General features: G+C 40.9%; 34 protein-coding genes, 1 tRNA gene and 6 pseudogenes. 32 read left to right on the plus strand and 9 right to left on the minus strand.

Annotation, left to right across the window (positions count from 1 at the left end; all coding sequences use genetic code 11):
* Window positions 1-93 precede the first annotated feature (93 nt).
* A complete protein-coding gene (locus tag HFV01_RS09405) occupies window positions 94-969 on the minus strand; it encodes an IS630 family transposase (protein ID WP_006668218.1) in 876 nt (291 codons plus the stop codon).
* Window positions 970-1,035: 66 nt separating this feature from the next.
* Here HFV01_RS09405 and HFV01_RS09410 point away from each other — a divergent pair.
* From HFV01_RS09410 to HFV01_RS09460, 10 genes and pseudogenes are all read left to right on the plus strand, one after another.
* Window positions 1,036-2,296, plus strand: a pseudogene (locus HFV01_RS09410) (RNA-guided endonuclease InsQ/TnpB family protein).
* A gap of 27 nt (window positions 2,297-2,323) precedes the next feature.
* Window positions 2,324-2,620, plus strand: coding sequence for a hypothetical protein (locus HFV01_RS09415; protein ID WP_006668220.1), 297 nt, complete (start codon window positions 2,324-2,326; stop codon window positions 2,618-2,620).
* Between the two features lie 19 nt (window positions 2,621-2,639).
* Entirely contained in the window at window positions 2,640-3,476 is an 837-nt protein-coding gene (locus HFV01_RS09420) for a hypothetical protein (RefSeq protein ID WP_006668221.1), read from the plus strand.
* Between the two features lie 39 nt (window positions 3,477-3,515).
* Window positions 3,516-3,836, plus strand: a complete 321-nt coding sequence (locus HFV01_RS09425; protein ID WP_006624895.1) for a nucleoside triphosphate pyrophosphohydrolase — start codon at window positions 3,516-3,518, stop codon at window positions 3,834-3,836.
* Window positions 3,837-3,886: 50 nt separating this feature from the next.
* Window positions 3,887-4,351: an S-layer homology domain-containing protein gene (locus HFV01_RS09430; RefSeq protein WP_006624896.1), complete on the plus strand. Its 465-nt coding sequence runs from the start codon at window positions 3,887-3,889 to the stop codon at window positions 4,349-4,351.
* Window positions 4,352-4,435: 84 nt separating this feature from the next.
* Window positions 4,436-4,954 (plus strand): annotated as a pseudogene (locus HFV01_RS31680) (WG repeat-containing protein); the annotation flags it as partial.
* A gap of 93 nt (window positions 4,955-5,047) precedes the next feature.
* Window positions 5,048-5,992 (plus strand): annotated as a pseudogene (locus HFV01_RS09445) (IS630 family transposase).
* A 21-nt stretch (window positions 5,993-6,013) separates the two neighbouring features.
* A pseudogene (locus tag HFV01_RS32300) lies at window positions 6,014-6,097 on the plus strand (WG repeat-containing protein); the annotation flags it as partial.
* 126 nt (window positions 6,098-6,223) lie between these two features.
* Entirely contained in the window at window positions 6,224-6,352 is a 129-nt protein-coding gene (locus tag HFV01_RS09455) for a WG repeat-containing protein (RefSeq protein WP_006624898.1), read from the plus strand.
* A 275-nt stretch (window positions 6,353-6,627) separates the two neighbouring features.
* Window positions 6,628-7,098 (plus strand): DNA phosphorothioation-associated protein 4, encoded by a 471-nt coding sequence (locus tag HFV01_RS09460; protein WP_006616424.1) that lies wholly within the window; start codon window positions 6,628-6,630, stop codon window positions 7,096-7,098.
* A gap of 17 nt (window positions 7,099-7,115) precedes the next feature.
* On the opposite strand, the gene HFV01_RS09465 is transcribed toward HFV01_RS09460, so the two are convergent.
* From HFV01_RS09465 to HFV01_RS09485, 6 genes are all read right to left on the minus strand, one after another.
* Entirely contained in the window at window positions 7,116-8,234 is a 1,119-nt protein-coding gene (locus tag HFV01_RS09465; RefSeq protein ID WP_084831806.1) for an ABC transporter permease, read from the minus strand.
* A gap of 943 nt (window positions 8,235-9,177) precedes the next feature.
* Window positions 9,178-9,534: a hypothetical protein gene (locus HFV01_RS09470; RefSeq protein ID WP_006625357.1), complete on the minus strand. Its 357-nt coding sequence runs from the start codon at window positions 9,532-9,534 to the stop codon at window positions 9,178-9,180.
* A complete protein-coding gene (locus tag HFV01_RS09475; protein ID WP_006625356.1) occupies window positions 9,492-9,791 on the minus strand; it encodes a hypothetical protein in 300 nt (99 codons plus the stop codon). The genes HFV01_RS09470 and HFV01_RS09475 overlap by 43 nt, the downstream gene beginning before the upstream one ends.
* Window positions 9,792-9,842: a tail fiber domain-containing protein gene (locus HFV01_RS32060; RefSeq protein WP_396442620.1), complete on the minus strand. Its 51-nt coding sequence runs from the start codon at window positions 9,840-9,842 to the stop codon at window positions 9,792-9,794.
* A gap of 74 nt (window positions 9,843-9,916) precedes the next feature.
* The gene (locus HFV01_RS09480; protein ID WP_318286227.1) at window positions 9,917-10,594 is read right to left on the minus strand and encodes a hypothetical protein; all 678 of its coding nucleotides are present in this window, start codon (window positions 10,592-10,594) and stop codon (window positions 9,917-9,919) included.
* Between the two features lie 229 nt (window positions 10,595-10,823).
* A complete protein-coding gene (locus HFV01_RS09485; protein ID WP_006668228.1) occupies window positions 10,824-11,174 on the minus strand; it encodes a hypothetical protein in 351 nt (116 codons plus the stop codon).
* Window positions 11,175-11,771: 597 nt separating this feature from the next.
* Here HFV01_RS09485 and HFV01_RS30395 point away from each other — a divergent pair.
* The 19 genes and pseudogenes from HFV01_RS30395 to HFV01_RS09580 all read left to right on the plus strand — a co-directional run.
* A pseudogene (locus HFV01_RS30395) lies at window positions 11,772-12,469 on the plus strand (hypothetical protein); the annotation flags it as partial.
* A gap of 20 nt (window positions 12,470-12,489) precedes the next feature.
* Window positions 12,490-12,618, plus strand: coding sequence for a hypothetical protein (locus HFV01_RS30400; RefSeq protein WP_257720166.1), 129 nt, complete (start codon window positions 12,490-12,492; stop codon window positions 12,616-12,618).
* A 234-nt stretch (window positions 12,619-12,852) separates the two neighbouring features.
* Window positions 12,853-13,110, plus strand: a complete 258-nt coding sequence (locus HFV01_RS09505) for a hypothetical protein (protein WP_008052552.1) — start codon at window positions 12,853-12,855, stop codon at window positions 13,108-13,110.
* Entirely contained in the window at window positions 13,111-13,368 is a 258-nt protein-coding gene (locus HFV01_RS09510) for a hypothetical protein (protein ID WP_006625347.1), read from the plus strand.
* Between the two features lie 384 nt (window positions 13,369-13,752).
* Window positions 13,753-14,133, plus strand: coding sequence for a hypothetical protein (locus HFV01_RS09515; protein WP_006622121.1), 381 nt, complete (start codon window positions 13,753-13,755; stop codon window positions 14,131-14,133).
* 261 nt (window positions 14,134-14,394) lie between these two features.
* On the plus strand, window positions 14,395-14,640 hold the full coding sequence (locus HFV01_RS09520) for a hypothetical protein (protein WP_006622122.1): 246 nt from the start codon (window positions 14,395-14,397) through the stop codon (window positions 14,638-14,640).
* A 77-nt stretch (window positions 14,641-14,717) separates the two neighbouring features.
* Window positions 14,718-15,065 carry a hypothetical protein gene (locus HFV01_RS30405; RefSeq protein WP_006668232.1) on the plus strand — a complete coding sequence of 116 codons (348 nt, stop codon included), beginning with the start codon at window positions 14,718-14,720 and terminating at the stop codon, window positions 15,063-15,065.
* A gap of 589 nt (window positions 15,066-15,654) precedes the next feature.
* A complete protein-coding gene (locus HFV01_RS09530) occupies window positions 15,655-16,146 on the plus strand; it encodes a hypothetical protein (RefSeq protein WP_193521039.1) in 492 nt (163 codons plus the stop codon).
* A 63-nt stretch (window positions 16,147-16,209) separates the two neighbouring features.
* Window positions 16,210-16,554 carry a hypothetical protein gene (locus HFV01_RS09535; protein WP_006668235.1) on the plus strand — a complete coding sequence of 115 codons (345 nt, stop codon included), beginning with the start codon at window positions 16,210-16,212 and terminating at the stop codon, window positions 16,552-16,554.
* Window positions 16,544-16,957, plus strand: coding sequence for a DUF1064 domain-containing protein (locus HFV01_RS09540; protein ID WP_048895126.1), 414 nt, complete (start codon window positions 16,544-16,546; stop codon window positions 16,955-16,957). The genes HFV01_RS09535 and HFV01_RS09540 overlap by 11 nt, the downstream gene beginning before the upstream one ends.
* Window positions 16,954-17,331, plus strand: coding sequence for a hypothetical protein (locus HFV01_RS09545; protein WP_008052488.1), 378 nt, complete (start codon window positions 16,954-16,956; stop codon window positions 17,329-17,331). Before HFV01_RS09540 ends, HFV01_RS09545 begins: the two co-directional genes overlap by 4 nt.
* Before the next feature lie 104 nt (window positions 17,332-17,435).
* Window positions 17,436-17,618 (plus strand): hypothetical protein, encoded by a 183-nt coding sequence (locus tag HFV01_RS30410; protein ID WP_318286228.1) that lies wholly within the window; start codon window positions 17,436-17,438, stop codon window positions 17,616-17,618.
* Window positions 17,572-18,036, plus strand: a complete 465-nt coding sequence (locus HFV01_RS09555; protein WP_318286229.1) for a hypothetical protein — start codon at window positions 17,572-17,574, stop codon at window positions 18,034-18,036. The genes HFV01_RS30410 and HFV01_RS09555 overlap by 47 nt, the downstream gene beginning before the upstream one ends.
* A 390-nt stretch (window positions 18,037-18,426) precedes the next feature.
* A complete protein-coding gene (locus tag HFV01_RS30415) occupies window positions 18,427-19,344 on the plus strand; it encodes a hypothetical protein (protein WP_318286230.1) in 918 nt (305 codons plus the stop codon).
* 36 nt (window positions 19,345-19,380) lie between these two features.
* Window positions 19,381-19,590 (plus strand): annotated as a pseudogene (locus HFV01_RS32065) (hypothetical protein).
* Window positions 19,591-19,647: 57 nt separating this feature from the next.
* Complete coding sequence (locus HFV01_RS09570; protein ID WP_193521040.1) at window positions 19,648-19,893, plus strand: hypothetical protein; 246 nt, start codon at window positions 19,648-19,650, stop codon at window positions 19,891-19,893.
* Between the two features lie 59 nt (window positions 19,894-19,952).
* Window positions 19,953-20,225 (plus strand): hypothetical protein, encoded by a 273-nt coding sequence (locus tag HFV01_RS09575; RefSeq protein ID WP_006622134.1) that lies wholly within the window; start codon window positions 19,953-19,955, stop codon window positions 20,223-20,225.
* Window positions 20,218-20,547, plus strand: a complete 330-nt coding sequence (locus tag HFV01_RS30420) for a hypothetical protein (protein WP_006668239.1) — start codon at window positions 20,218-20,220, stop codon at window positions 20,545-20,547. Before HFV01_RS09575 ends, HFV01_RS30420 begins: the two co-directional genes overlap by 8 nt.
* A 157-nt stretch (window positions 20,548-20,704) precedes the next feature.
* On the plus strand, window positions 20,705-21,580 hold the full coding sequence (locus HFV01_RS09580; RefSeq protein WP_193521041.1) for an IS630 family transposase: 876 nt from the start codon (window positions 20,705-20,707) through the stop codon (window positions 21,578-21,580).
* A gap of 265 nt (window positions 21,581-21,845) precedes the next feature.
* Here HFV01_RS09580 and HFV01_RS09585 read toward each other — a convergent pair.
* Window positions 21,846-21,919 (minus strand) — tRNA-Arg (locus HFV01_RS09585).
* A 271-nt stretch (window positions 21,920-22,190) separates the two neighbouring features.
* Between HFV01_RS09585 and HFV01_RS09590 the strand changes: the two genes are divergently transcribed.
* From HFV01_RS09590 to HFV01_RS09600, 3 genes are all read left to right on the plus strand, one after another.
* The gene (locus HFV01_RS09590) at window positions 22,191-22,862 is read left to right on the plus strand and encodes an Npun_F0813 family protein (RefSeq protein ID WP_006624902.1); all 672 of its coding nucleotides are present in this window, start codon (window positions 22,191-22,193) and stop codon (window positions 22,860-22,862) included.
* 145 nt (window positions 22,863-23,007) lie between these two features.
* Entirely contained in the window at window positions 23,008-24,003 is a 996-nt protein-coding gene (locus HFV01_RS09595) for a hypothetical protein (RefSeq protein ID WP_006624903.1), read from the plus strand.
* A gap of 178 nt (window positions 24,004-24,181) precedes the next feature.
* Complete coding sequence (locus HFV01_RS09600) at window positions 24,182-25,093, plus strand: helix-turn-helix domain-containing protein (RefSeq protein WP_006668241.1); 912 nt, start codon at window positions 24,182-24,184, stop codon at window positions 25,091-25,093.
* 93 nt (window positions 25,094-25,186) lie between these two features.
* Here HFV01_RS09600 and HFV01_RS09605 read toward each other — a convergent pair whose 3' ends face one another.
* Window positions 25,187-25,678 carry a Spy/CpxP family protein refolding chaperone gene (locus tag HFV01_RS09605; protein WP_008048864.1) on the minus strand — a complete coding sequence of 164 codons (492 nt, stop codon included), beginning with the start codon at window positions 25,676-25,678 and terminating at the stop codon, window positions 25,187-25,189.
* Window positions 25,679-25,797: the final 119 nt, after the last annotated feature.

Genomic DNA, 25,797 nt, shown 5'->3' on the forward strand with positions numbered 1-25,797 from the left:
GTTCTGGGTAATATCTGGACATGATAGGGTAGGCATTCATATTTTAGAAGTTACATAATGTAAATACATTATGTATAGCATTAGTCAAGGTGGTTAGGACGCAGCTTGGAGAACGGAATCCATGGCATCATGGAGAGAATCAAACTGCTCAATACAATGGCGAATGCGGGCTTTCAACCACGACCAACATTTCTCTATCTTGTTGAGGTCTGGCGAATAAGGTGGTAGATAGAGTAAACGGCATTGAGCCGCCTCCACTAGCTCAGGAATCCGTCCCCCTTTATGAAACGTTGCATTGTCTAGCACTAGAGTCTGACCTGGCTTCAGTGTTGGAATTAAGATGAACTCCAACCACAACTCAAACACTGTCCGATTACAACAACCCTCAAAGCTAAAGGGGGCTAAGAGTTGTTGATGACACCATGCCGCAATCATGCTCACCCTGCCCTGCCTCTTCCCGGATTTGAGGACATGGAAGCGTTGTCCTTGCTCACAGTAACCATAAGGATAATCCGAGTCTTGACTATTGATGCCAGCTTCATCGAGGTAAACCAACCCTTCCGGCTCCATCTGTTCAATCTGAGCAATAAACTCCTCTCGCTGTTGCTCATCACGTTCTTGGTAGCCGTAAGTTTTTTTTCTGGTGAAGCCAATTTTCTTCAAGGCTCTGGATATGGTGCGAGGAGAGATGTCGTCATCCCAAAGTTCAGCCATTTGAGCGGAGGTTTGATCGCCATGCTCTTGGGCAAAAGCTTTGAATTTATGCCAGTCGGTAATTTTGTGGTTATTGCCAGGTGGGTGATTAGGTTTAGGGAGGAAGTCTCCGGTCTGTGCTTTTCTTTGCAGCCAGAGATTAATGGTGTTCCGGCTGACATGGAAAACTTGACTGGCTTCTGTTTTGGGCATACCGTCTAGTTCAATTGCATCAATAACTTTTTGTCTGAGGTCGTAACTATAGGGGGCTGGCATTTTTGGTCTTCTTAGTCATCTCGTCCTCTCCATTATACGTCCTAACTTTCCTGTCTGGTACTATAAATGATTGTAGTGGAGTTTAAAGCCAAAGGGAAGTCAAATCACGTGCATTGCCATTTATGAGGCCATCCGAACTGCTCAGTTCATCCGCAATAAAGCCGTCCGTTTCTGGATGGATAATTCAGGAATTGGGCAGAAGGATTTGTATCGCCTAGCGCAAAACACGCTCGAGATGAATTTCCTTTTGCTCGCGACTTAAACTCCAGTGCCTGTCAAGCTTCCATTGAAAGAGCATATTCGGCGATCGCAAGGTTCTACGATAACTGCCGGAAAGCCATTCCAGGAAAGAAAGGCTTTCCCAAGTTCAAAAAGAACAGTCGTTCAGTTGAATACAAGACTTCTGGGTGGAAGCTATCAGAAACTCGTAAGAAAATAACCTTCACCGACAAAAAAGGCATAGGCCAGCTTCAACTCAAAGGAACATGGGATTTACATTTCTACCCGCTCGAACAAATCAAACGGGTTAGGCTTATTCGTCGTGCGGACGGCTACTATGTTCAATTTATGCTCAAAGCGGATGTTAAAGTAGATAGTCAGCCCACGGGTAAAGCGATTGGTTTGGACGTAGGATTAAAGGAATTTTATACCGATTCTAATGGTCAAGCGCGAACCTAACCCCAGATTTTATCGAAAGGGTGAGAGCCGCTTGAAATTTAGACAAAAGCGTGTTTCTCGCAAAAAGAAAGGCTCATCCAACCGAAAGAAAGCGATTAACCAACTAGGACGAGTACACCTCAAGATAAGTAGGCAACGTGTTGGCGAAGCCTGCGCGAAGCGCATAGAACACGCCAAGAGACTGGCGCGTTGCGTAATCCAATCTAACGATTTGGTCGCTTATGAAAACTTGAGGGTAAAGAATTTGGTTAGAAACCACTGTCTCGCCAAGTCGATTAATGATGCTCTTTGGTATCAATTCAGGAAGTGGCTAGAGTATTTTGGGGTTAAGTTTGGCAAGGTGACGGTTGCCGTTAACCCGGCTTATACTTCCCAAGAATGCTCTAACTGTGGTGCAGTGGTCAAAAAAGCCCTATCCACTCGAACTCATGTTTGTCAATGTGGGTTAAACTTGGATCGGGATAGGAATGCTGCGCTCAACATCCTGTTCGCGCAGCGTTGCGCAGCAAAGTCAGCCTTGTGTACGCTAGGGCATAGCGGAACATGGGTCTTATACCCGAACGCTTCAGGAGATTCGACCTATACTATGGCTGGAGCAATCCTGTCAAAGCAAGTTGGGTCTATGAATGAAGAATCCCCTCGCCTTTAGGCAATGGGAGTGTCAAAGGATTATCTGATGAAGAATATTCCCCTTGACGAGTTGATTCCCAAACTGCAAACTCCAGAGGAACGGGAATTGGTTTTGGCTTTGGGTTATCAGGTGATTAGCTCTAGTGCTAGGGTTACAGAGGAGCCAATGATTAATGATGAAGAGGCACGCGCCTATCAAAAATTGCTAGAATTGCTTAATCTTCCCGAAGCCCGGGTTAAGGAATTAGAAGCAACAGTTGACGCTCAACTTCAAAAATCCGAAGGACTGGTGAAGTCAATGAGTCGTCAATTAGGGCAATTTTTTCGGGAAGTCAGTCAATAGCTATAGTTTCGGCTGCTAAATGATGGATGCAATTAATGATTTGATCAAACAGGCTCACCAAGGTAGTGTGGTCGCCATAGTTGAGGTACTTAATTATTATCTGGCGGAAAGTAAGGTAATAATTAGGGCTGTTTTTGTGGGGGGTATTCTGCAATTACTTTGTGAAGGAAAGCAAGCAGAATATCTGGATAAATCATATTTAGTCCGTGAGATTAAGGACGTTTTAGAGACAATTGCTCCCCGGAAGATTCGCCGAGTTAGCATCCATAGTCGTGTCTTTAATCAACATCAATTACTGTGGTTAGAGGATATTCTGGATAGTCCAGATAGTGAACTGCTTTGGTCAGAAAATATCACCATAAAAAAACCACATATATGGGCGGGATTACCGGGTCATACTAGTGGGGGACTAATTGATAGTTATCCATCTCAGGAATTGGTGCAAAAGCAACAATCGTCACGGGGTATATTAATTGCGCTCATCAGCATAATTGTGTTATTAATTGTGGGGGTATTTGCTTTTTATCAATGGATGAGTTTAGCGGTTACTCAATTGTTTAACTCGGATTATACATCGGTGAAACCTACTCCCAATCAGACAATTTCTGATGATGTATTATCGGATGAAGAGTTGTTTAAACAGGCTGTCCAATTAGCTGAAAATGCTGTGTCTTTAGGAAGGGATGCAATGACTGATAGGGAATGGTTAGAAATTGCGGAAAAATGGCGGGCGGCGGCTGATTTAATGGCGGCTGTATCTCCTAGCTATCCTCGCTATGCTACGGCTCAAAATCGGGTGGCTTTGTATCGTCGGAATCAGGAAATAGCTTTGTCGGAAGCGAGAATTTCTCGGTAATCTAATCAGCAAAATTTGGTGGTGTGAGGGGATAATTGAATGCGTAAAGAATATTATAAACTGGTGCGCGATCGCATTCCTGAAATGATACGACAATCTGGAGGTAAGCCGGAAATCAAGGTTTTATCTGAGGCGGAATATCGCATAGCTTTACGAAATAAGTTAAGGGAAGAAGCCGAGGAAGTTCAAGAAAGCGATGATGCTAGTCTATTGGAGGAATTAGCAGATATTTTAGAGGTGGTTGAATCGTTGAAGAAAAGTTATAACATATCCGATGAGCAGATACAATTAAAAGTTGATGAAAAACGAGCGCAACGAGGTGGTTTTAAACAGAAAATAATGTTATTATGGACTGCATAAATTTCGGATAATTGGTCAGCTATTATCACACCATAATTTGAGATATATAAATGCAATCAGACATAGAAAATAACTGGGGGATTCAAGCCATTAACTTATTAGTTAATATAAACATTATTTTAGGGTATCCAGATGGTACATTTCGCCCCAATGCACCTGTAACTAGGGCTGAGTTTGCTACGTTAATGTGTAGGATGTTTGATGATGCACCGATAATTCAGGAGGCGATCGCCTATAAAGATGTTGCCGATAACTATTGGGCAAAATCGAATATTGAACAAGCGACTCGCCGAGGTTTTTTGGCCTGCTATCCTGACGGTACATTTCGCCCACAGCAACCTATTCCTAGGGTGCAAGCCTTAATTGTTTTAGCGGCACATCTACAGCATAGAATCCCTGAAAACCCGGAAGAAATTCTCACACAATATTTTGATGATGCGGCGGCAATCCCCAATTATGCTAGGGAAAGAATTGCCGCTGGGGCGATTGAAAATTTAGTGGTTAATTATCCATAAGTTCGACAACTCAAGCCTAATCAAAATGCTACTAGGGGTGAAATCGCGGCTTTTTTATGTCAAGCCTTGCGACCTAGAAATGTGGTGTCTTGGGAATATATCGCCTATAGTAATTTATTCGCAATTACCCCTCAATTTGACTATGCGGCAAAATTTTCCGAAGGATTAGCTAATGTCATCATTAATGGTCAAAATTGCTTCATTAATACAGAAGAAAATATCGTGATCACTTTGGCAAGTGATATTATATCTTTGGGGGCATTTTCGGAGGGAATGGCTAGTGTCAACATGGATGATAAAAGTGGATATATTGACCGGGAAGGTAGACTAGCAATTCCTGCCAAATTTAGTTTGAATCCTGTCTATTATTTTGCGGAAGGTTTGGCATTAGCTAAACTTTATGATCAGACAAAATGGGGATATATTAATAAATCAGGTGATTGGCACATTATAGCTAAATTTGATGGTGGGGGTAGCTTTTCCCAAGGACGGGCAAAAGTTAGGATCGGATCTGAATGGGGATATATTGACCGGGAAGGTAACTCGATTATTGAACCTAAATTTTCAGAAGCTGGGGAATTTGCGGAGGGTCTAGCCCCAGTTAAATTAAATCATCAATGGGGATACAGCCTTTACACAAAACACAAAGTACAGTATAATGTATGGCTATTGTATAAGTTATCACAACCAACTACCATGAGCCGTTACTCTTTAGATTTTCGGAAAAAGATAGTAGAAGCCTATGAAAAAGGAGACACTTCTATCCGAAAAGTAGCGAAACGCTTTTTGGTGAGTCCAGACACGGTAAGGCGACTGGTCAAACAGTATCGATTAACGGGAGACTTATCTCCTCGTAAGTGTGGCACTAAAAAGAAAAGCATTTGATCTAAGCATGAGGAAGCCGTGATAGATATCGTAGAAGCCCACCCCGACCTGACCTTATGGCAATATAGTGAGAAGCTCAGAGACAAGCTGGGCATAAATGTCAGTACGACCATGATAGATAGATTTTTAAAGCAGCACGATATAAGTCTCAAAAAAAAAACATACAGGAGCGAAAAAGTAGTAACAGAAGAAGTACAGAAAGCGCGAGTAGATTATTGGTAAAGAATTAGAGATGTGGCTCCTGAAAAGCTTGTGTTTATTGATGAAAGTGGGTTATGGGTAGGGATGAGCAGACCGTTAGCCAGAGCGACGAAAGGGAAAAAAGTCTATGAACTGCGGAAATCCTATCGAGGTCAAAAAATGACAATAATTGGTGCAATTAAGCTCTCCGGAGTGGTGGCGACTCAAACATTAGAAGGGTCAATGAAAAAAGAGGATTTTCTCCAATTCATCAAGTTAGATTTATTGCCAAAATTAAAAAAAGGAGATGTAGTGGTAATGCATAACTGAAATTCTCATCATCGAGAAGAAGTCAAAGAAATGATAGAGTCAGTAGGAGCCAGGGTAGAATATCTGCCGGTGTATTCCCCTGAGTTTAACCCGATAGAGATGATGTGGTCACAGCTCAAAAGTTTAGTGTGCAAGTTCAGGACGGAGACCATGGAATTATTAGTGAGATTGGTAGAAGTGGCGGTAAGCCTTGTGAATTTACAGTGTTTGAATAACTGGTTTACCAAGTGTTGTTACTGTGCTTAATGATTGAGATAAAGGCTGTATATTAATCGGGATGGTGATTGGGTAATACAGCCAGAATTTGGGCGGGCTGAAAATTTTATTTATGGAGTTGCTAAAGTTGTTAAAGGCGACCAATATTATCTGGTTGATACCAGTGGAAATCTCACGTCAATTGTACCAAATGGGTTAGGATATTTACAATTTTCTGAGGGATTAGCCCCCTGGGGAACTGGAGAAGGGAAGGTTGGTAATTTGATTCAACCTCTGCGTTATGGTTATGTAGATACTACGGGAAAAACAATTATTCAACCTCAATTTTATGGGGCTGAACCTTTTTCTGAGGGGTTGGCTGTAGTACAGTTAAACGGTCACTACGATTGAGGAAGCTGGGGGGAAGCAAGTCAAGGAATGCCTCCAGAATCTTTGAGAATTGTTCGCGGGGGGAAATATGGATATATTGCTAAACCTTGAATATCATCTGATGTTGATGAGATTAAAAGAGTTTTCAGTGGTGATAGCTTCGATAATGCTGAGGGGAGGGTGAGTTAGCAAGAAGGGAAAATACAGTAGTGTGTAGCCAGGGTCAAGAAATGATGTTGATTGGTGCTAGTTTTAGCTTAAACTATAGTTAAAATTAATTCACATTCGATTAAACAATGGCTATTAACAGGGTTAGAGTCGCTAAAGATAAAGCAGACCTAGTGCGAGATTTAACCGAATCCGAAAACAAAAGCGGCCCGTTTCAGACCTATGCAGATGTAATAGTATTCGCCGCCTCTGTAGGTATCCGCCACCAAAAGCGAGTACCGATTGAGGCTGTTTCTCAGAGAGATCCCGCGCCTATTTCCCTAGAGATATTCATTTCGAGGGGTTATGATTGGGTAATTAAACTGATAGCGATCGCCCATACTAAGGACAGCAAAACAATCTCACCTTTTGACCCAGAATTGGAAGCAGAAAGAGTGAAAATTTTTGAAGAATTTGCCAATGGTGGACTAGAAATTTTACGAGAAGAATTTAGGGGGGCGGTAGATTATGGCGATCGCCTGTTATTATTGCTGATGTCGGAACGCGATCGCTTCAAAAAACCGGAATCAGAATTTGATCTGAGTCAATTTTTAGGCTAATTCAGCGGCGGTCACTCTTACCGTTGTATGCTTCTAGGATCGAGGGCATCTCGGAGACCATCTCCCAGTAAATTAAATGCTAAAACGGTTAAAATAATCAACAATGCTGGCGGCCAAATTAGCCAAGGTTGTAGCACCAAAATGGAAGCATTAGTAGCAGAAGAAAGTAAATTCCCCCAGGAAGGATCTGGCTGTTGAATACCCAAGCCAATTAAACTAAGCACGGACTCAGAAATAATAAAACTGGGGATGGTCAGGGTAGCCGAAATAATCACATAGGTAGCTGTTTGGGGGAGTACATGACGGATAATAGTATAAATTGGTTGAGCCCCCATTACCCTAGCCGCTTGGATAAATTCGCGTTCTTTAATAGAGAGAACCTGTCCCCGAATGACTCTAGCTAGTCCCGCCCAACTAATAAATGAAATGATAATTACAATTAGTAAAAACCTTTGGGCGCTGGAAAGTTGGGGAGGAAGGACTGCTGCTAAAGCTACTAATAAATAAAGTCCGGGAATGGTCATTAAAACTTCCACTAATCGCATGGATATAGTATCAATCCAGCCACCAAAATAGCCGGAAATTCCCCCAACCAACATACCCAAGGGGAAAGCAATAGCAATTCCGACTAAACCGATACTGAGGCTGATACGACTACCAAAAACTAAGCGACTCAACTGATCGCGGGCTTGTTCATCGGTTCCTATGAGGTTAATATAGGCTGGACCCACTACGCCAAAAAGATGAAGGTCAAAGGGAATTAAACCTAAAATTTTATAGGGGTCTCCTTTGACGAATAACCGCAGAGGAGAAGGTTGTTCCCAGTCTACTATAGTTTGTCTTTGACCTGTTTCAATATCAACGGGTCCCTGAGTTGTGGGATAAACATGGAGTCCGATAAATTCTCCTTGAGGGTTGACCCAATGAATTGGGGTGGGGGGTAATAGGGATCCGTCTAATTGGGAATTATAGGGATTATAGGGAGCGACAAAATCAGCAGCGATCGCCATAATATAAAACAGAATCAGTATTCCCGCGCCCAATTTTGCCAAGGGATTTTTTTGTAGTCTTTGCCACCATTTCATAAACTTATTAACCTCACCTGCATATCTATCTATAACATCTGATGTTAGCATAAGAGATTACCGCTGGTGGGGGTTAATGACATTACAGGTCAATCCCAGCAGCATCTTTATCCATTCCCATCATTAGTGATTTCGGAAACCTGTAAGTTAGGAGAGTTGTCGATATCTTGGGGAAGATTAGTAAAAAAGGAACCGGCTTGGGGTGGTAACTGAGGGTTAAAGATGATTTCAATAATGCTCTTAATTACCCCAGTGATGGGAATAGCTAAAATTACTCCTAATAAACCACTAACTTTTCCTCCTAATAAGATGGCTGATCAAATCACTACCGGACTTAATACTGTGAGAATAGTATGACTCAAACCCCTATCCTAACTGCGATAATCGGGATTTACTTAACCCAATAGTCGTACCGTCACGCTCAATATGCACTCCATTCAGTCTTAGCATACGGGACGATTGGTGCATATCCTTTAGCAACAAATCTTAATTATTGACGGGTTAATCAATAAACACAACTTAATCAATCTGTCAAATATCCATACCCTCCCCCCAACCAAACACCGATAGGGTAACTCCCTTGTGATACCCGTCAATGGCAAGCCTATCGGTTCGTTCCTCACCATTGACTGCTATCACGTCGGTCGCACCCCCAAGAGTGCTTGTTCTGGTTGGGGGGGGAGGTATGTTTCAAAGTCAACATGATAGCCGTAGGTAGCCATAGAAAGGGACTTATTAATTTATCAATGTACAAAGATATTAGGCTGTCTTTCTATGGACTAGACCTATAGGTAAACCTATGTGCGATCGCAAAACCTGAACTATCATCTACCGGAACCAACCCGATACCCCTAAACAACTTTTCAACTGGTGACAATTACCGAGCAGAAACCGATACCAACATAATCAGTTCACCCCTATGTTATTGCCTATCAATAAATGCCAAAATCAACAATAACAGTTATCAATAACATCACCTCTAGTATGATTATACTCATTGCATTAATCTCCAAAAATAAAGGGTAAACCATTTAATCCTCTCCAAGGGTTCAAAGATTGCGTAAAAATTACTATATGGTGGTGATTCAATTATTTGATATTCATTTAGCCAAATAGTTTCACGTTTAACCATCATATTCTGCTTCATATCATTGTATGTGTAAAATTTTAACCATCCTGCCATTTTCCCATAAATAGAAACTTGGTCTGCATCAAATAATATCCTCACAAATTTGCTACCTGATATATCTGGCAATCGTTTACTTCCGTGTGCTGTATCATCCTCTTTGAGTAAGTATTGGTTGTAAGCTAAAAACCAATTAGTTTCAGATATATCATATTTGTTAGACATGATCTCACCTGCTTGATTACATTATCGTTATCCGTGTCACACCATAAATCACCTACACTTAAACCGATAGGGCTTGTCGGTAAATTACTGATCTTACCATTTGTAGATGCTGTGGGTTTACCTAGTGCGTCTAATTTTTGAGATAATTCTTGAATCCCTGCCACTAATAAAGGAACTAATTTTTCATAAAGAATCGTCAGATAATCTATTTTTTTGTCGTCAACTTCAGGGCTATCTGTGTGGTCATTTTGAACCACTTAAACTGCATCGGGGTAGTGCTCTTGAACTTCTTGTGCGATTAAACCGATTTTAGTTTATTGTGTAGAAAATCCATGGCTGCTAACTCATTATATTTAAATTTAATTAAATATAATTTTTGAAGTCAATCTAAGCTATTAATACTCTCATTAAAAACTGTTGTAAATCTCATATCCGAAGAACCTTTAACATAATCTCCACTATCGTTAATCAAAGATACGTTTGTGCCTCCTACTCTAAATCTAGTATGTACTCCAGATGATGAAAGAGTTGAGTGCTTCATAAAATATGTCTGCCCGTTATATAAGTGTATTGCATATCTATCGCTAGGAGCACCTCGCCAAACATTACTTTCAAGAAAATTAATACCATGATATATAAATACTCTAGGATTAGCCTCTGCTTCAAGTCGCATAGAATAATTTCCCTGATGAGAAAACGCCCAGCTATTTCCTCCAACTCTACTATTTAGTACTAAACTTGCCGAACCAGCAGTAGACCCTATCCGGCGTATGTCAAACCCCCTCCAAACATTAAAATTAATAAGCATATTTTTATCAAAACAACTTTCATTATTTAAAAAATATACGGGATTATTTATTATGTTAAATGTTTTAATTCCTGTGAAAGTGTGATTGCCTGTAGTTCTTACTACAGTTGAATCTACATTAATTGTTCTATTAGCTGCTAATGTTCCTCCTCCTGATAAACCATCTCCTGCGGTTAATGTAATGTTTGAATGTGTATGCTCTGATGGAGTAAACGTTGTCGGTTTACTTGTAACTTCAGACCAAGTAGCCACCTGGTTGCGGTAGCAGGCGCACTACTGATGTCGCCCCATATATGACCGTGACCGGATGGCGCGAAATTAGTATTTGAGTCAATAACTGCTTGTATCCGTTCATTAGTTAAATACAGATTAACTTCAGCTTCTGGCAAGTCATCGGTTGATTGCCCAAATTTACTAGAGTAAATATTGAAATTAGTCATAATAAAGATTCCGAAAAAAGGGGGGATTATCCCCCAACTATTTAATCTACAGTGACCAGCTCAACCAAGGTCACTGAAATATCAGCAACTGATTCGGCAATAGCTTGTAGTTTACTAGCGCCAATAGTGAGCATAACAGTATCACCCGGCTTCACAGAAAATGCGGCATTAGCTACGGTATTTTTTGTGGGTTCTAAGATGAAATGAACGGGTACATTAGACCGATTTTTGATAAATACATTACGCCCGTTTGTGTTAGCATTTACTGCCACTAATTCGGCAACTGTATTAGCCGTTAAACTAATAGCGGTTGTAACGGGAGTACCCGGTATCTTAGCAGTAATATTGAGAGTGTCTAAATTTAGAGCGCTACTATAAACCGAAAAACTCATAATCACCTACCTCCTAAATAATTCCATTGTAGCCGGTTAGTAAGTGATTGTCTGCTCTAACCCGACAATCTGCGAAACACTATCCTCTGTTATCCCGTAGATACTAGCAGTAGATTTTAACTCGTCATCCCATGCAGTGTTAGGCGGTAGCCATAAACATTGACCTGGTATGCAATTGCTGATGTGTCCATGACTAAACCAAACCCCAACGCTACCCGTGTTCTGTAGGTGTAAGCGATATCTCTAAGTATTGGCTGCGCGGATAAGTGTAGGGGTATTACCTACGGAAATCCCAAAATTTTCGGGTTGAGTTAATGATGGTGTTTTGGGTAAGGTATCAAGTTGGTATTCTGCCATACCAAAAATATTAATTGAATCATTATTGTGTAATTGATTTAAACATCTAGCTTGTCATACAGAATGTGAATCTATAGCTAATCCTTCTGTCTGATTGGTAATCAATTCGATTAATAAATTTTCGGTATGGATTCCCCCATAATAAGGGAGTTTTATGATACCTAGATTTAACCCGTTTTCTGTGGCTAGGTTCCCATCAAATATCTGTAAGTCTATAGAACCTTGTAACACATCTTGTTTCTTAAACGAATAAACACATTGCCAGAATGGCTAATGTACAGATTTGACATAGATGACGAAAGATGGGGTGAATTTGAAGTTAAAGTAGAGATTGATGATGTCAATCTCATGACCAAAGCCGAAGAAAAAGCCGAAATCAAATTACCTAACTTAGCTGAATCAATTGCTGAAATATTTGGTATGGTAATGGAAATTGCTATCTCTCATCAGGTTACAAAAAACGCTGTTTTAACGGCGTTACATGAAGCAGGTTTGGCTCATGCTGCCGCTTTTAAAGCTGGTAGGAAAGTATCTGAAATAATTGATGATTTGGGATTCGCTACCGAGGAAAAATATGAAACAATTAAAACAGCATTTACCCCGGAGGCTGATAATTTTGAGGAGCTACTGGGACCCAATGAAAGCAAAATTAAGATTACCAACCAGAAGGATGCAAAAGAAACATTACAAACAACATTAAATCAAATTCAATAAATATTTGCTTACGCGCTCAAGGTACTTTACAGGTGAACAGTAATGACCCAGCAAAAGACATATTAGCCGATTTAACGCGGTTATATGATTCAATGAAAAAACAGGATGATATCAGAGAAGAGGAAACCGAAAAAGTACAAGAATTACTGAAAAAAGACTTTCCTGATATCAAGATAGAAACCGAATTGATTGATGGCGATAACCCACTAAGAGGGACTTTGTAATGGTTGCCAGAAGTGCAAGAATGCTAAGGAGTACTCGTAGCTTGTCTAGTCGTCAAACCCGTAGCAGTATAGGTAGAAATGGCGTTAGACAAGTTAATTTAGCCCAAAGAACATCTACCCAGGAAATGGGTTGGTTTGGCAAATTATGAGCCAAATTTACTGGTAAAGTTGTTGAATGGGGCAAAAGTTTTGGAGGTTGGCTATGGGAAGGAATTACTAAGTTTTTATCTAACTTTAGCTTTGAGAAAGTAGCGAGATTTATTACCTCTAATTGGGACAGCTTTGGGAATTTTAATGGGAATATTAGCGATAGTGATATTGATAGAAACATCCCAAATATTGCCGGACAATTTATAACCACCACGGCTGGGTTTTTAGGTAATATGGCTGGGAAATTAGTATGTGGTGTTTTACCAGTAGCAGGTCTTGCATTTATCAATAAAGCGGCTGCTATGCACGTAGCATTAAGCAAGGGGCCTGAAATGCTTATGGAAGTATCTACAGCATTCGGTTCATGCGTTAAACAGTCATTTAACATGGCTATGAAAGCAATAGCATGGACGTTATTTAAACACGGTAGATGGGTTGTTAAAATGTTTTTAACAAAAAGCCCAACAACACTAGCAAGGTCTATTGTTTAAATGGTTCCTGGTGGTAAAGGAACGATTGAAAAATGGGGTGAAGAAAAAGGTGAAGAATGGTCTTTGGGAAAACAGAGAAGGGAAGCTAGGGAGAAATTACCAGAAAAATATGATGGAAATATAAACACTATTTGGAACCAAGACAGTTCCGAGGAATTCGGGGATGAGTTTAGCGAGAACTGTAAAGAAGCTATCATCTTAGTCGCTCAAGGTTTAGATGAATATATGGCACTGCAAAGAATAGAAGAAAATAGATAACAACAATTAGTTAATGCTGTAGTATAAGCTGGTGGAGAAAGATTCAGACTTGTGTCATCTTTGAGAAATTTGCCGGAAAATGTTGCGAGTACATTGGCTCAAACTGAAATACTAGGGAATAGGGATATAGGTCAATTTATGGGGTCAGGTGATTTTCGGGAAATCAGTACGTCAGCTAATCTTAAAATACAGTTAACTTTGGTTTTGTACAACTACGAAAAACCACCATACTGGACTAAAGATAGGCGGTCAACACTGCCAAAAACTCAAATAGAGTTACCGTCGGTTAGTAGGGATAAAATTACATGGGATAGGTGACAAAGGATATTTACTCAACCCAGTAAATCAGCATTTACTAAAGGGAATATTAAGGTTACTTGTACTATGAGTAATGGCAGAAGATTTGCGTTTTTTATGAATGAATCTAGTCAAAATGAGGCAGAAAATATCTGTAAACAATTAGTTGATTTAACTGACGCTAAAATCGTGTATCCTATTACCTTCGAGGAAAGAAAAGGTTTTGGCGGTAGGGAAAATGCGAAAAGAATTAAAGAGAGCAAAATGTATATCAGTGAAGTGAAAATACTTAACTGGGAATTAATTGATAAATTTGAACAAGCTAAAATCGACTTAGGTGAAGGTAGTGTCTTGGCGATGTATCAGGACCCTAGAAAAACCAAAGTCAAAATTCCTCTACATTTCCAGAGAAAACCTAGTTGGGTTGATAATGTCATACGGAAAGCTACGAGGACATCGTTAGAGTGAAAAACTGGAAATCAACCCCCAACTACAACCTAATCATTGAGTCATATCAGTCACTAACTATCATCCACGATGAAAGAGATTACCAACATACTTAGACATGGTTAAACTGGTAGTTAGCGTAATGTTGGTATTGGTAGCGTACCGTCGCGTTTAACTCAAAAGCTGCTACATATATGTAGCTTCTGTTGAAAGAACCATAGCAGCCACAATCAGCAAATACACTGCTATAGTCTAGGTATTGAATAAAATCAAGGTGAGATTATGGCTACTAAGAAAACGCTAGGCGCTGCGACACTGGAAAACCAATTACTTGAAATTATTGAGCCAACCCAACGAATGCAATCTACTGCAAGTAATAATCCTGATGGTGCAACCGTAGTCACTGCTTATACCCGAAATATGGCTACAGGTCTCGTAACTGTTTCATTGTCAATTCCAACAGACGATGTTTTAGACCCTACTGACGGCAGTATTGATGTAATAGCTACAGAGCTATTTGTTGATTAATGGATATCGGGTAGGCGCTAATATCATCGTTTTACCTACCCTGATTTAGACAATTTAGAAAAAAGGAAACTGATATCATGCCTTTAGCTGACGCATGGAACAAATACAAAGATGATTGGATAGCAAACTTAGCAACAGCCAAGGGTCCACACCTAGGCAGAAGTTTAGTAGTTGAAGTTCCAGTGGATGCAACTTCAAAAATAGGCGTACCTATGCCTATGCTTTTACTCCACATTTTAAGTGGAAGTTCAGTAACTAATGAGCCAGCCAATGTTAGGGAATTAACCATTTGGAGACCACCTGTTAGCAATACTTCCACGCCTAATGCTAACAGACGTAATATCCTAAGAGGAACTCGAGTAAGAGCATACAAGAAGTCTGAATACACCCGCTTCTTTGTTGAGGCTCCGGTTAATCCTGGCTAGTGGCGTAAATACACCCAAACACGGGTAGGCGAAAAAATACTGAGATTTATCAGTATTAAAGCACCTCCTATCGTTTCTGTTAGTGGCTTGTTATATGTATTTGCTCACTATTTTACTATCAAGCCAGCATCATTAAGAACCTATAACAGTATGTTCAGAATTCCTAGCAGCGATGGGCTTGCCCTAGCTAACCTGGGTGAATTAACTGTTGAGAGAAGTGAAGCACCAAACCAAGTACAGGGTGAACTTTTCGCTGATGCTCCTGTTAGCAGCGAAGGCAATAAGAGTGTGAAAAAATAAATCAGCATCAAAAAGTAGACAAAGAGAATTGACCACTATATAAAAAAATAGTGGTCTTTTGTTTGAGTTGTATGTGGCGATAATTTAAACATTTCACAATTATGGTATAAAGTCAATAATTCTTTTATTTTTTTGGGCTTATATGTTTCTTATGTATTTATAAGTATTAATTAGATTAAAAATAATCATCATCAACAACAAAAAATATCAAAAACAGTGATTTCCAACTCAATAACTCAATCGTATTTTGGAAAAATGATTTTGTCCATGAGTTGAAAATCACTGACAGATGCGTAAAAACCAAAATACATTAGTAGACCAAAATACCGCTATTTACCAGCTTGACAAAGACAGCGTAAAAACCAAGGATACACATGGACTCTCACCTAGTGAATATCTGGCAATCTTAAAAAGGTTCAGCAACTTTGCCGGATTTCTTGACCAGGTAGTTCCTTATCTGCCATATCCCAAAACATCACCTATCTACACATTAAAAGAAAAGTTGGTGTTTGCATCTGTAACGGACGAAAAGGACTTTAATCTGGAATTAACCTACTCTGAGATTATCGCGTTAAAGAATAGCATTAAAGCTATTCTAACTCTGATTAAACTTGGTGGTGGTGTCAGGGGTGTACGTAAAGTTTCTGGTGCTATTGCTGACGATATCGCTGCCTTGGAGGGTCACTTTTTTAATCTCTCCGATAATCATGTTGACCCTGATATGCCCGAATCATTGCCTGACCCTGACCCGTTTTCAGATTGGCTTCAGACTAACGCCTAATTAGCAAAAAAAAGGCTACCCGTGAAAAGGTAGCCAATACACCAAACATCGAGGACTATCACCATGATATCAAAGCACTGGAAAGAAGTGCGGTTAAATCTCAGGAATATTAAACTTGACCCGTTGATGTATGTGGGAACGTCGTTTGCTATAAAGGTTCCTAACTATGCAGGAAGAGGACGACTTCAATGGCAATTAACAGCCGTTAAGTTTGATAAAGAATTTCTGGCTTATTGTCTGGGAGAAATGATTAAAAAATTAATTCCATTACACCCAGATAAAATTGAGGAAATTCTCAACGAGGCACTCGAATATTATCGAGCGGAATGGAACATTTATCAAACTGAATCTGGCGGCGATAGAGAGCCAGATAATGAAACTTATTTTGGGGAGATAAATGATGATTAACAAGTATCATGCCAAAGGACAATACTACGACGGGTATTACTTTGGGTCAACATTAGAGAGCAAGGTTTATCACCTACTCAAAAAGTATGATGACAACCTATCAATACACCCCCGATTAACTTTGGTTGATGGCAAGAAACCTTGGCGACCAATTACTTGGAAACCTGACTTTTATAGTCCAGTTTTCAACCAATACATCGAAGTAAAAGGAACGCTAACACCTGAGTTTAAGCTCAAGATGCAATTGCTTCATTACCTTAATCCCGGAATGATTGAAGATATTTGGTTTGTCACTCGGAACAGGTCTTATCGCTGGCAAGGTATTTATTTAATGAATATCGATGAGTTCCAACGACACCTAAAAGCACAAGAATTTAAGTTAATAGGAGAACATCAACCGTGAGAAATCTACACTATAAAGGCATATTTAGCCTCAATGGTGAACTTGTGCAAACTCACTACAATCCGCATGAATTTGATAAAACTGCAATCATTGTGGCTTATCAAATTCTGACACATATTGAGGAACACAAAACACCTGAAGTAAAGAATATTACCTATCAGGTAATGGGTAGTTACAGACCACGTGGTGATTATCAAGGCTCTGCAATTATTAGACTTATCAAGCAAACTCACTTAGTTGAACTTGTTAAGGAGTCAAGACTTCGAGTCTATTTATCTGGCAATCCACTGTTTTGGGCTGCTTGTCGCCAAATTGCAGCCAGAATCGAATCACCTAACACAATCAACAATCAACAATTAACTGAGGAAGAGTAATCACGAGTATTGGATATTACGGTAAAAAAGATGACGATAAATTCGCATTCTGTAGCGCGGTTAAGCCGGGAGAATCTGGAACATATTTGGAAATCACTAGCGCTATGTTTGTTGTACAATCGCCTCACCTGTGGCTTATTGGCTATGGATTAAGTGGTGATTTCCAGAACTTCAATGATAGGTCGTGGAAATTTGAAGAGCAATTAATCGCAGTACGCTTTTGTATTGCTGAGTACTCTAGTGAATATCAAGGGAAAAAAACGGGAATACAAGCCTACTTCGGTTGAATTAGCGTTACTGCATTTAGTCGAAAGTGACGCTATGCTGACAAACGGTAAAATGATGTTTACCGGAACTGTAAATCTAGGACAATCAGCCACACGGGTAGCCGAGCGACTCCTTGAGGTAAATAGTGAGAATTCAAATGATTTTGAATCAGCCAAGAATAAGCATGATTTAGCACGATTTATCCTCGAATACAGCACAGGATTAGATACCTTTGAATCCACTGTTGCCGGGTACACTGTACAAGAAGCTATTGATTTTGTTGAATCAAAAACTAGTAAAAAAATGGTAGTTTTGGCGGTAAGGCCAAATATAAAACCTGGGAAGAACGGGTTGAGTCTACAGCAAAAATTCTTGATTGTGAGCCTGATTTTGATAGCCTATACAGCAAGGTTAAAAAATTGGACGCTGATACCCTAATCGCGTTACTTGAGTTAATGAAACTCAGCTAATTACCACAAAAATCCCCCCCAATATTGGGGGGGATGACTACCATACAGCAAGCCAACATATTAAGAGGTCACTACCATGTCTGAGGACTATTTAGATTATAGGCTAATACGCGACTCATTGGCAGATGAATTAGAGGAAATAATTGTTGACGGTACATTAGGGACACAAGTTGAGTCAATATGTAGGGCTTGTGCTATCCTACCCTATCCGGATGTTCAATTCCCAATTATTACTAGCTTTATTTGCTCACCTGTCACGCTAATGTAAACCGCTGGGTGTCTGTTTCTTTGGGGGTCTAGTGGAACGGGTAAAAGCCAGATAGCTACTATTGCGGCTTCACTGTATCGCACCGACACAGTGTTAGCTAACAGCACATTTGCTTCACTGAGAAACAAGATACAGCAAGAGAGATATGACGACCCGTTACAAAGCGAGTTGGAACGTAATTTTTTATTGGTTTGGGAAGATATCACCCCCAATTTATTAATTGAAAATGAAAATATGCTTTCACTGTTTAAAGTCTTCAACAGGAAAAATAGTCGAATAACAATTAGCAGCCAAACACCCGGTCACAACATGATTTTGAATGCTTTCGCTTTAAAAGTAATTAACTCAATACATCCTTTATGGACGTTTTGGCAACTTAACGAACTTAAAATAAGGATGTTTCCTATGTGGTTTAAAAATAGACAATCAATGACAAGTGAAGAATATGCAGGTAATCAATTTGAATTGTCAGAACTTTCGGATATTGAGGATATAAATCTTGGTAAGATATCATCTCGCTTAGAAATGTTTTGGAGAGATATGAATAATTGCACTAATTATGCTCAAACCAAAAGAGGACTACAAAAAAGGAAACAAGATATAGCTAACTACAGATTATCCATTGATGTAATCGCTACACATTCAATGATATATAAATCATCAATGGATAATTCAATCAAAGTATTTAACCATTACTGGGAGTTAGCAGAAACCAAAATATTCGCAGTATCTAGCGGAACAGAACAATTCTTAGACCATTTTATCGCTCCAAGTCTTGAGAGCAAAACTAAGCAAAATAAGCAAGCAACAAAAGCAGGTTTTCCTGAATTAATCGAACCAGTTACAGACATTGACCCTAAGACTCTGAAGATAGCCATAGAAACCGCCAAAAATGATGGTTATTTAGATTCACGGGTTACTGTAAATGAATTAACCAATTTAATGAAAAACAGAGGTTATAACATGATTAATGTTAACGGTAAAAACCTGTGGAAGCAAATCATTTGACTTCCAATTAGTTCATTGACCTAGGAGAATAACACAATGATGGCAGATATCAAACATCAGATGTTTGTGAAGTTTAAGACTATGGTAGACAGTTGAGTTTACAACATTAACAAAGAAGATGGTTTGGCAACATTAAAGTCAATACTAGATGATTGCGAAAAAGAATTAACCATTACTGAACTTAAAAAGCAATTGCTGATTAAGGAACTGAATTACACAAAGCACTTAATAGATAAAGTCCAGTAAATACCCGTCCGCGATGACGGTAAACTACGGCAAACAACACACTAAGAGGATAAAACCATGACAATTGACTTGGGTAAACTACTTAACCCGAATACCTATCATAGTGATAGGTTAAGCAGCAAGCTAGTCTCTATATTGGACGCTGTAGAACTTGCCGATTGTCCTACACAATTTTATGAATGTCGTCTGTTGGAGCTTGAAAGCACTTTTCTGGTTATGCACAATTCCTTGATTACAGCAATCAATCAATTGTTGAACGAGAAAATCAAGCAATACGAAGAAGACAATAAAAATGAGTTTTAATCATGCCATAAATCCTCAAGTAAGTTAAATAATTTCGTCAAAAAAGGAAACACAAAACCATGAACGAAGAACAAGCAAGGTTAATGGTTATCGCGGAATTAGCACGTGATATTTACGCCCAAATGATGTCACGAGATATCCCCTACGCTAACCAAGATACCAGGGTGAAATTAGCCGAAATCGCCCATAACGCCGCTGTTGATTTTATGGCGGTACAAGAAAAGTGGGTATCGTCTCAAGAGACAGTTATTCAGCCAGCATCATTTATGCCCGACTTTAGTGGCAATGGTTACAGTAGCGATATCTTTATGGGGGGTGACTTCAATGCCTAAGTTATTGCCAGTAATCAGCCTACATACTGGAAATTTCAGCAATTTTCTACAGGGCCCCGGTGGAACTTGTGTAGAACTAGATACGCCCGAGTGGTTTGACTACCTGAGAAAAAACAAGTCATTCTCTGTTGAGTTAAACGGCAAAAGGTTTACGGCTTGCAAAAAAACATCTATCAACAATTTCGCGTACTGGAACCTGAAGGGCTGGGACGGTAAAATCAACCACCATATCTATATCGGAAAATCTGACCAGACTACCAATGAGAAGATTCAACAGGCTGCTATAGCTATGTTTTATCGGTGCAACCCCAAGTTGGCGTAAGCCCTAACAGCTAACAGCCTAACAGCTACTCCAATAACTTAATAGCCCCCTATGGTTTCTAACTGTAGGGGGTGTCTATGTATTTTCTCATTTATAGCACCAGACAGGAAAGTTAGGACGTATAATGGAGAGGACGAGATGACTAAGAAGACCAAAAATGCCAGCCCCCTATAGTTACGACCTCAGACAAAAAGTTATTGATGCAATTGAACTAGACGGTATGCCCAAAACAGAAGCCAGTCAAGTTTTCCATGTCAGCCGGAACACTATTAATCTCTGGCTGCAAAGAAAAGCACAGACCGGAGACTTCCTCCCTAAACCTAATCACCCACCTGGCAATAACCACAAAATTACCGACTGGCATAAATTCAAGGCTTTTGCCCAAGAGCATGGCCACAAAACCTCCGCTCAAATGGCTGAACTTTGGGATGACGACATCTCTCCTCGCACCATATCCAGAGCCTTGAAGAAAATTGGCTTCACCAGAAAAAAAACTTACGGCTACCAAGAACGTTGGAAGCAACAGCGAGAGGAGTTTATGGCTCAGATTGAACATATGGAGCCGGAAGAAGTGGTCTACCTCGATGAAGCCGGCATGAATAGTCAGGACTCGGATTACCCTTATGGTTACTGCGAGGAAGGAAAACGCTTCCATGCCCTCAAATCAGGGAAGAGGCAGGGCAGGGTGAGCTATATAGCCGCATGGTGTCATCAACAACTCTTAGCCCCCTTTACCTTTGAGGGTTGTTGTAATCGGACAGTGTTTGAGTTGTGGTTGGAGTTCATCTTAATTCCAACACTGAAGCCAGGTCAGACTCTAGTGCTAGACAATGCAACGTTTCATAAAGGGGGACGGATTCCTGAGCTAGTGGAGGCGGCTCAATGCCGTTTGCTCTATCTACCACCTTATTCGCCAGACCTCAACAAGATAGAGAAATGTTGGTCGTGGTTGAAAGCCCGCATTCGCCATTGTATTGAGCAGTTTGATTCTCTCCATGATGCCATGGATTCCGTTCTCCAAGCTGCGTCCTAACCACCTTGACTAATACTATACATCAGGAGCCGTGTGCTGGGAAACTCGCAAGCACGGTTTTGAATTGGAGTTGGGGAAGGCGACTTCCCTTTCGACCATAACTGCTTATTGATTAACCCGTCAATAATTAAGATTTGTTGCTAAGGGATATGCGCTAATTATCCTGTGTGTTAAGACTTAATGAAGTGTATTTTGTGCGCAACGATACCACTATCGGGTTGAGCGATATCACGCGATAGTAGTCAGGATAAGGGTTTACAGTAAACGGGTGTGGTAGGACTCGAACCTACGACAAACGGCTTAGAAGGCCGCTACTCTATCCAGCTGAGTTACACACCCAGGCAAGTCTTGCATTTTACCTGAAGTTGACACCTATAGTATCAACTAGTATCAACCTAAATCAAGTAAACTCAAGTCCCAAGGCTTGATCATCAATGGACACGTGTAGATGATAACATAAAAGCGATCGAGATTGACAGTTGACTGGCAAAAATTATCTGGGATGATTAAGTTTGCCACATTGGAGATTATAGCGCCATGGGTTCAACAAGCACTACAATAACAAACACGAGCCGACCTGCAACTCTGCCAAGAGTAGGTACATAGTGTTATGTTTATTCTGAAACGACAGGATGTTGAGATCTCCACGATCCAACACCCCAATCGGGATCAACAGATTCCCATTCTCTATTATCAAGGGCAGACGTTCCGTCTGATGAAGGTTTTTACTGTTCAGCAAGAAAACGAAGCCAGAGCTTATTGGCGAGACTTGACTGATAACAAGGGTAAAGCCTGCGTACTACTCGAAGAACCAGAACGCTATAGTGTTTGGGGTAAAGTTCGCCTTGAACAACTCGGTAGTGAGGGGGGTGGAGGTACTGATGCTAAGGTATCAGGCCTCATTCGCGCTTCTCTATTGGTCTTACAAGCAGTTTACTTTGATGTTGAGGATTTATTGGGGTCAAGACAAGCTGTAGCCTTTGAAAAGGATCTGCTCAAGATTCTTCAAAAAGGTAAATTTCCCGCCCATGATAACTCAGAGGCGGTCAAAACTCTTTTGACCAAAGACCCCCTGGAAAGTTTACAAATTCCTTCCTGGAATGAAAATAACCTGAAAACATTGCTAGAAGAAGTTTACCGTCTGGGTAAGAGCTACTTCGGAAATACTAGCTTTGCAGAAGGCTTAGATGAAGTTCTACAGGACTTGGCCCAAGAAGACCGGGATTCATTTATCAGTTGGCTGGGTGAATCTACTCTGGGAAATCTCTGGGAGATAAGTTAAGTAATGTTAGGATTTTTTGGTTTTGGTATCTAAATATGGGAGGCTCGAATTGAGATTAGTTTTTGAATGAGTATTCTTGGGCAAATCTATTGCGATCTGGTTTAGTAATGGTTTTCAACTGTAGATTTCTTGTTATTGTATCGCTATGAGTAGCACGTCACAACAAAAATCATCGGTTATATCATCTCTGGTATCTCCGCAAAATCTGCTGATATTTGGCATCACCTGGGTGGTTCTGGCTCTGTTGTTCTTCCTGCTGTTTAGTGTAAGTGCGCCAGGGGAAGAACGACCTTTATGGTATTCCGTTGGCACTTATATCTTTGAATTGGGTGCTTTTCTGATGGCTGCACTGGTTTGCTATAGAAATTGGCGTAGCCCCCAAATGGTCAGCGGACGCAATGTCTGGCTGGGAATTGGTCTAGGATCACTGTTTTATTTTATGGGAGGTTTACTATTTGGTTTATGGGAACTGGTATGGAACCTTGACCCGGTGGTTTCCCTAGGGGATGGGTTCTATGTCCTCAGCTATTTGTTGTTTGGCTGGGGAATGGTTACGGCGGTGACTTCTAAACGCCTAAATCTGGAGGTTTGGCAGTGGGCGACTCTGGCTGGTGTGGCGATCGCTGGTATAACTTTGGCAACCTGGGTAGCTGATCCGTCATTTTTTGGGCTGTTAGGGACTACTGAAGAACCCCCGGGTCAGGAACAGATAGTCACTACCCCTAATGGAGTGGCTATGGTTGATGAAGCCATGGCTGAGGAGGAAGAAGAAAGTACGGCCCCAGATTGGGTGCTGGCAGTTGATGCTAAACTTGAACCTCTGGGATTTTGGCTGAATTTGTTTTACATCTATGGTGATGTGGTGTTGCTGATTCTAGCAACTGCCCTGATTCTGGCTTTTTGGGGAGGGCGCTTTTCTCAGTCCTGGCGTATGATAGCCTTTGCTATCTTCTCGCTGTATGTGGCGGATACTTACTTTAAATGGTCTGATTCTCGGGTCGAAATTGAGTATGAAAGTGGCAACTTGCTAGAAGTGTTTTTTGTCTTTACTGGCATTTTGTTTGTGATCGGTGCGGTCCTAGAATATGACATATCAACTCGTTCTCGCCAAAGCCGACGTAGACGCACCAGCAGAGGCTAGAATGAAAGTTGATATGTCTAGTTTTGTCGCTGGATTTTTCAGAGAACTTCAAGTTTTGATGTTCCTAATCGTTCAAGAAAATCTGTAGAGAAAATTAGCCAAAGAGGCGATCGCACTTAGAGGGATCCCTTCTAAGCCTGTGGAAATTAACTCCAATGTCCAATTTAGACCAAATCTGATGACATCCTCAAAACTTTCTGACTCCCAAAAACAGGAAATCGTTAGGCTTTATCAAGATGTACCGGAGGAAACGACCATCACCCTAGCGGAAAAGTTCGGGGTGAGTAGTTCTACGGTAAGGCGTATTCTACAAAGTGCCGTCCCACGGGATGTTTATGATGTTCTAACTCATCAGAAGCAACGGTTACGAAATCAGAAAAAACCCCAACTCAAGGATAGCAGATCTGAATTTACTGATGGGGAGTCTCAAGCATTGGAATCTGAGGATTCTAAGTTAGATTCTGATGCTACGACGGAGGTCTGCCTGCGGAAACGCTCATCTGTGTTAGAACCTGAGACTGTAGAAGCCACGCCAGATTCAAATTCTGGGGAAACTACCCGTGCGCCGTTGCGGGAACAACCCAATTTGAAAACTCCAAATGATGAGATGGAGGAGTTGATCACACCGGAGTTGTTTTCTGGGGAAGAATTTAGCGATTTTGAGGATGATGAGGATGAGGATGAGGATGAGGATGAGGATGAGGATGAGGATGAGGATGAGGGTTATGGGGACAATGATCAGGATTTGTTCGATCGCCCCCTTACCCCTGATGCTAACAGCTTAGTTCAAATTCTCCCCCTGACGGAGGCTGAGTTACCTAAAATTTGCTATTTGGTGATTGATCGGGCTTCGGAACTGATTGTTAAGCCTTTGAAGGCTTTTGCGGAGTTAGGACGTATCCCGTCGGAAGAAATTCAGGAAAAAACTCTACCTGTTTTTGATAATCATCGGGTGGCTAGTCGGTTTTCGGCACGCAATCAGCGGGTTTTTAAGGTTCCTGATGGCAGGTTAATACAAAAAACAGCCCCCCATTTGCAAGCGAAGGGAATCACTAGGTTGTTGATTGACGGTCAGGTTTATCACTTTTGAGTTGGGTTAATTTAGGGAACAGGAAACAGCTTTCACGCGCCCGGTTTCCTGTTCCTATTGTTGAGGAGTTAGTTAATTGGCTTGATCGCTATTCTAACGAACACTACTAGGAACAACACGACCAGGACCACGACCATTACCGGGACCACCACCGGGACCACGACCATTACCGGGACCACCACCAGGACCAGGACCACGACCCTGACGTTCCCCCATTCTTTCTTGGAGTTGCGATCGCTGTTCTGGGGTGAGAACTTCCCGCATTTCTAACATGGTATCGAACCGCTGGTCACTCAAGGCGCGACTCAACTCTTGGATTCTTTGACGCTGTTGGCGCAATTGTTCTGGACTGGCGTTGCTTTGTTGTAGCGATCGCATTTGTTCCCGACTGGCTTGGAGTTCCTGGCGTTGACGCTCTGAGGAAGTGGCGGCGCGATCGCGAATTGCTTGCATCATCTCCTGTTGTTGGGGGGTTAGGTTCAGACTATCAAAGCATTGACCTTTACGGGGACCAGCAAAAGCGGCGGTGGTAGTTATGGGGACAATTAAGGCGGTAGCAGCCATTAGAGAAAATAAGCGTTGCATATTCATAATCTATAATCCGGGAATATCTTTGAGATTATCGACTCGGTTTGAGCTTTAATCTCATTGTAGGTAGATACAAGCTGCGATCGCCTCGATCAGAATACCCAAATCATGATAGG

This window comes from Limnospira fusiformis SAG 85.79, assembly GCF_012516315.1.
Classification (GTDB): Bacteria; Cyanobacteriota; Cyanobacteriia; order Cyanobacteriales; family Microcoleaceae; genus Limnospira; species Limnospira fusiformis.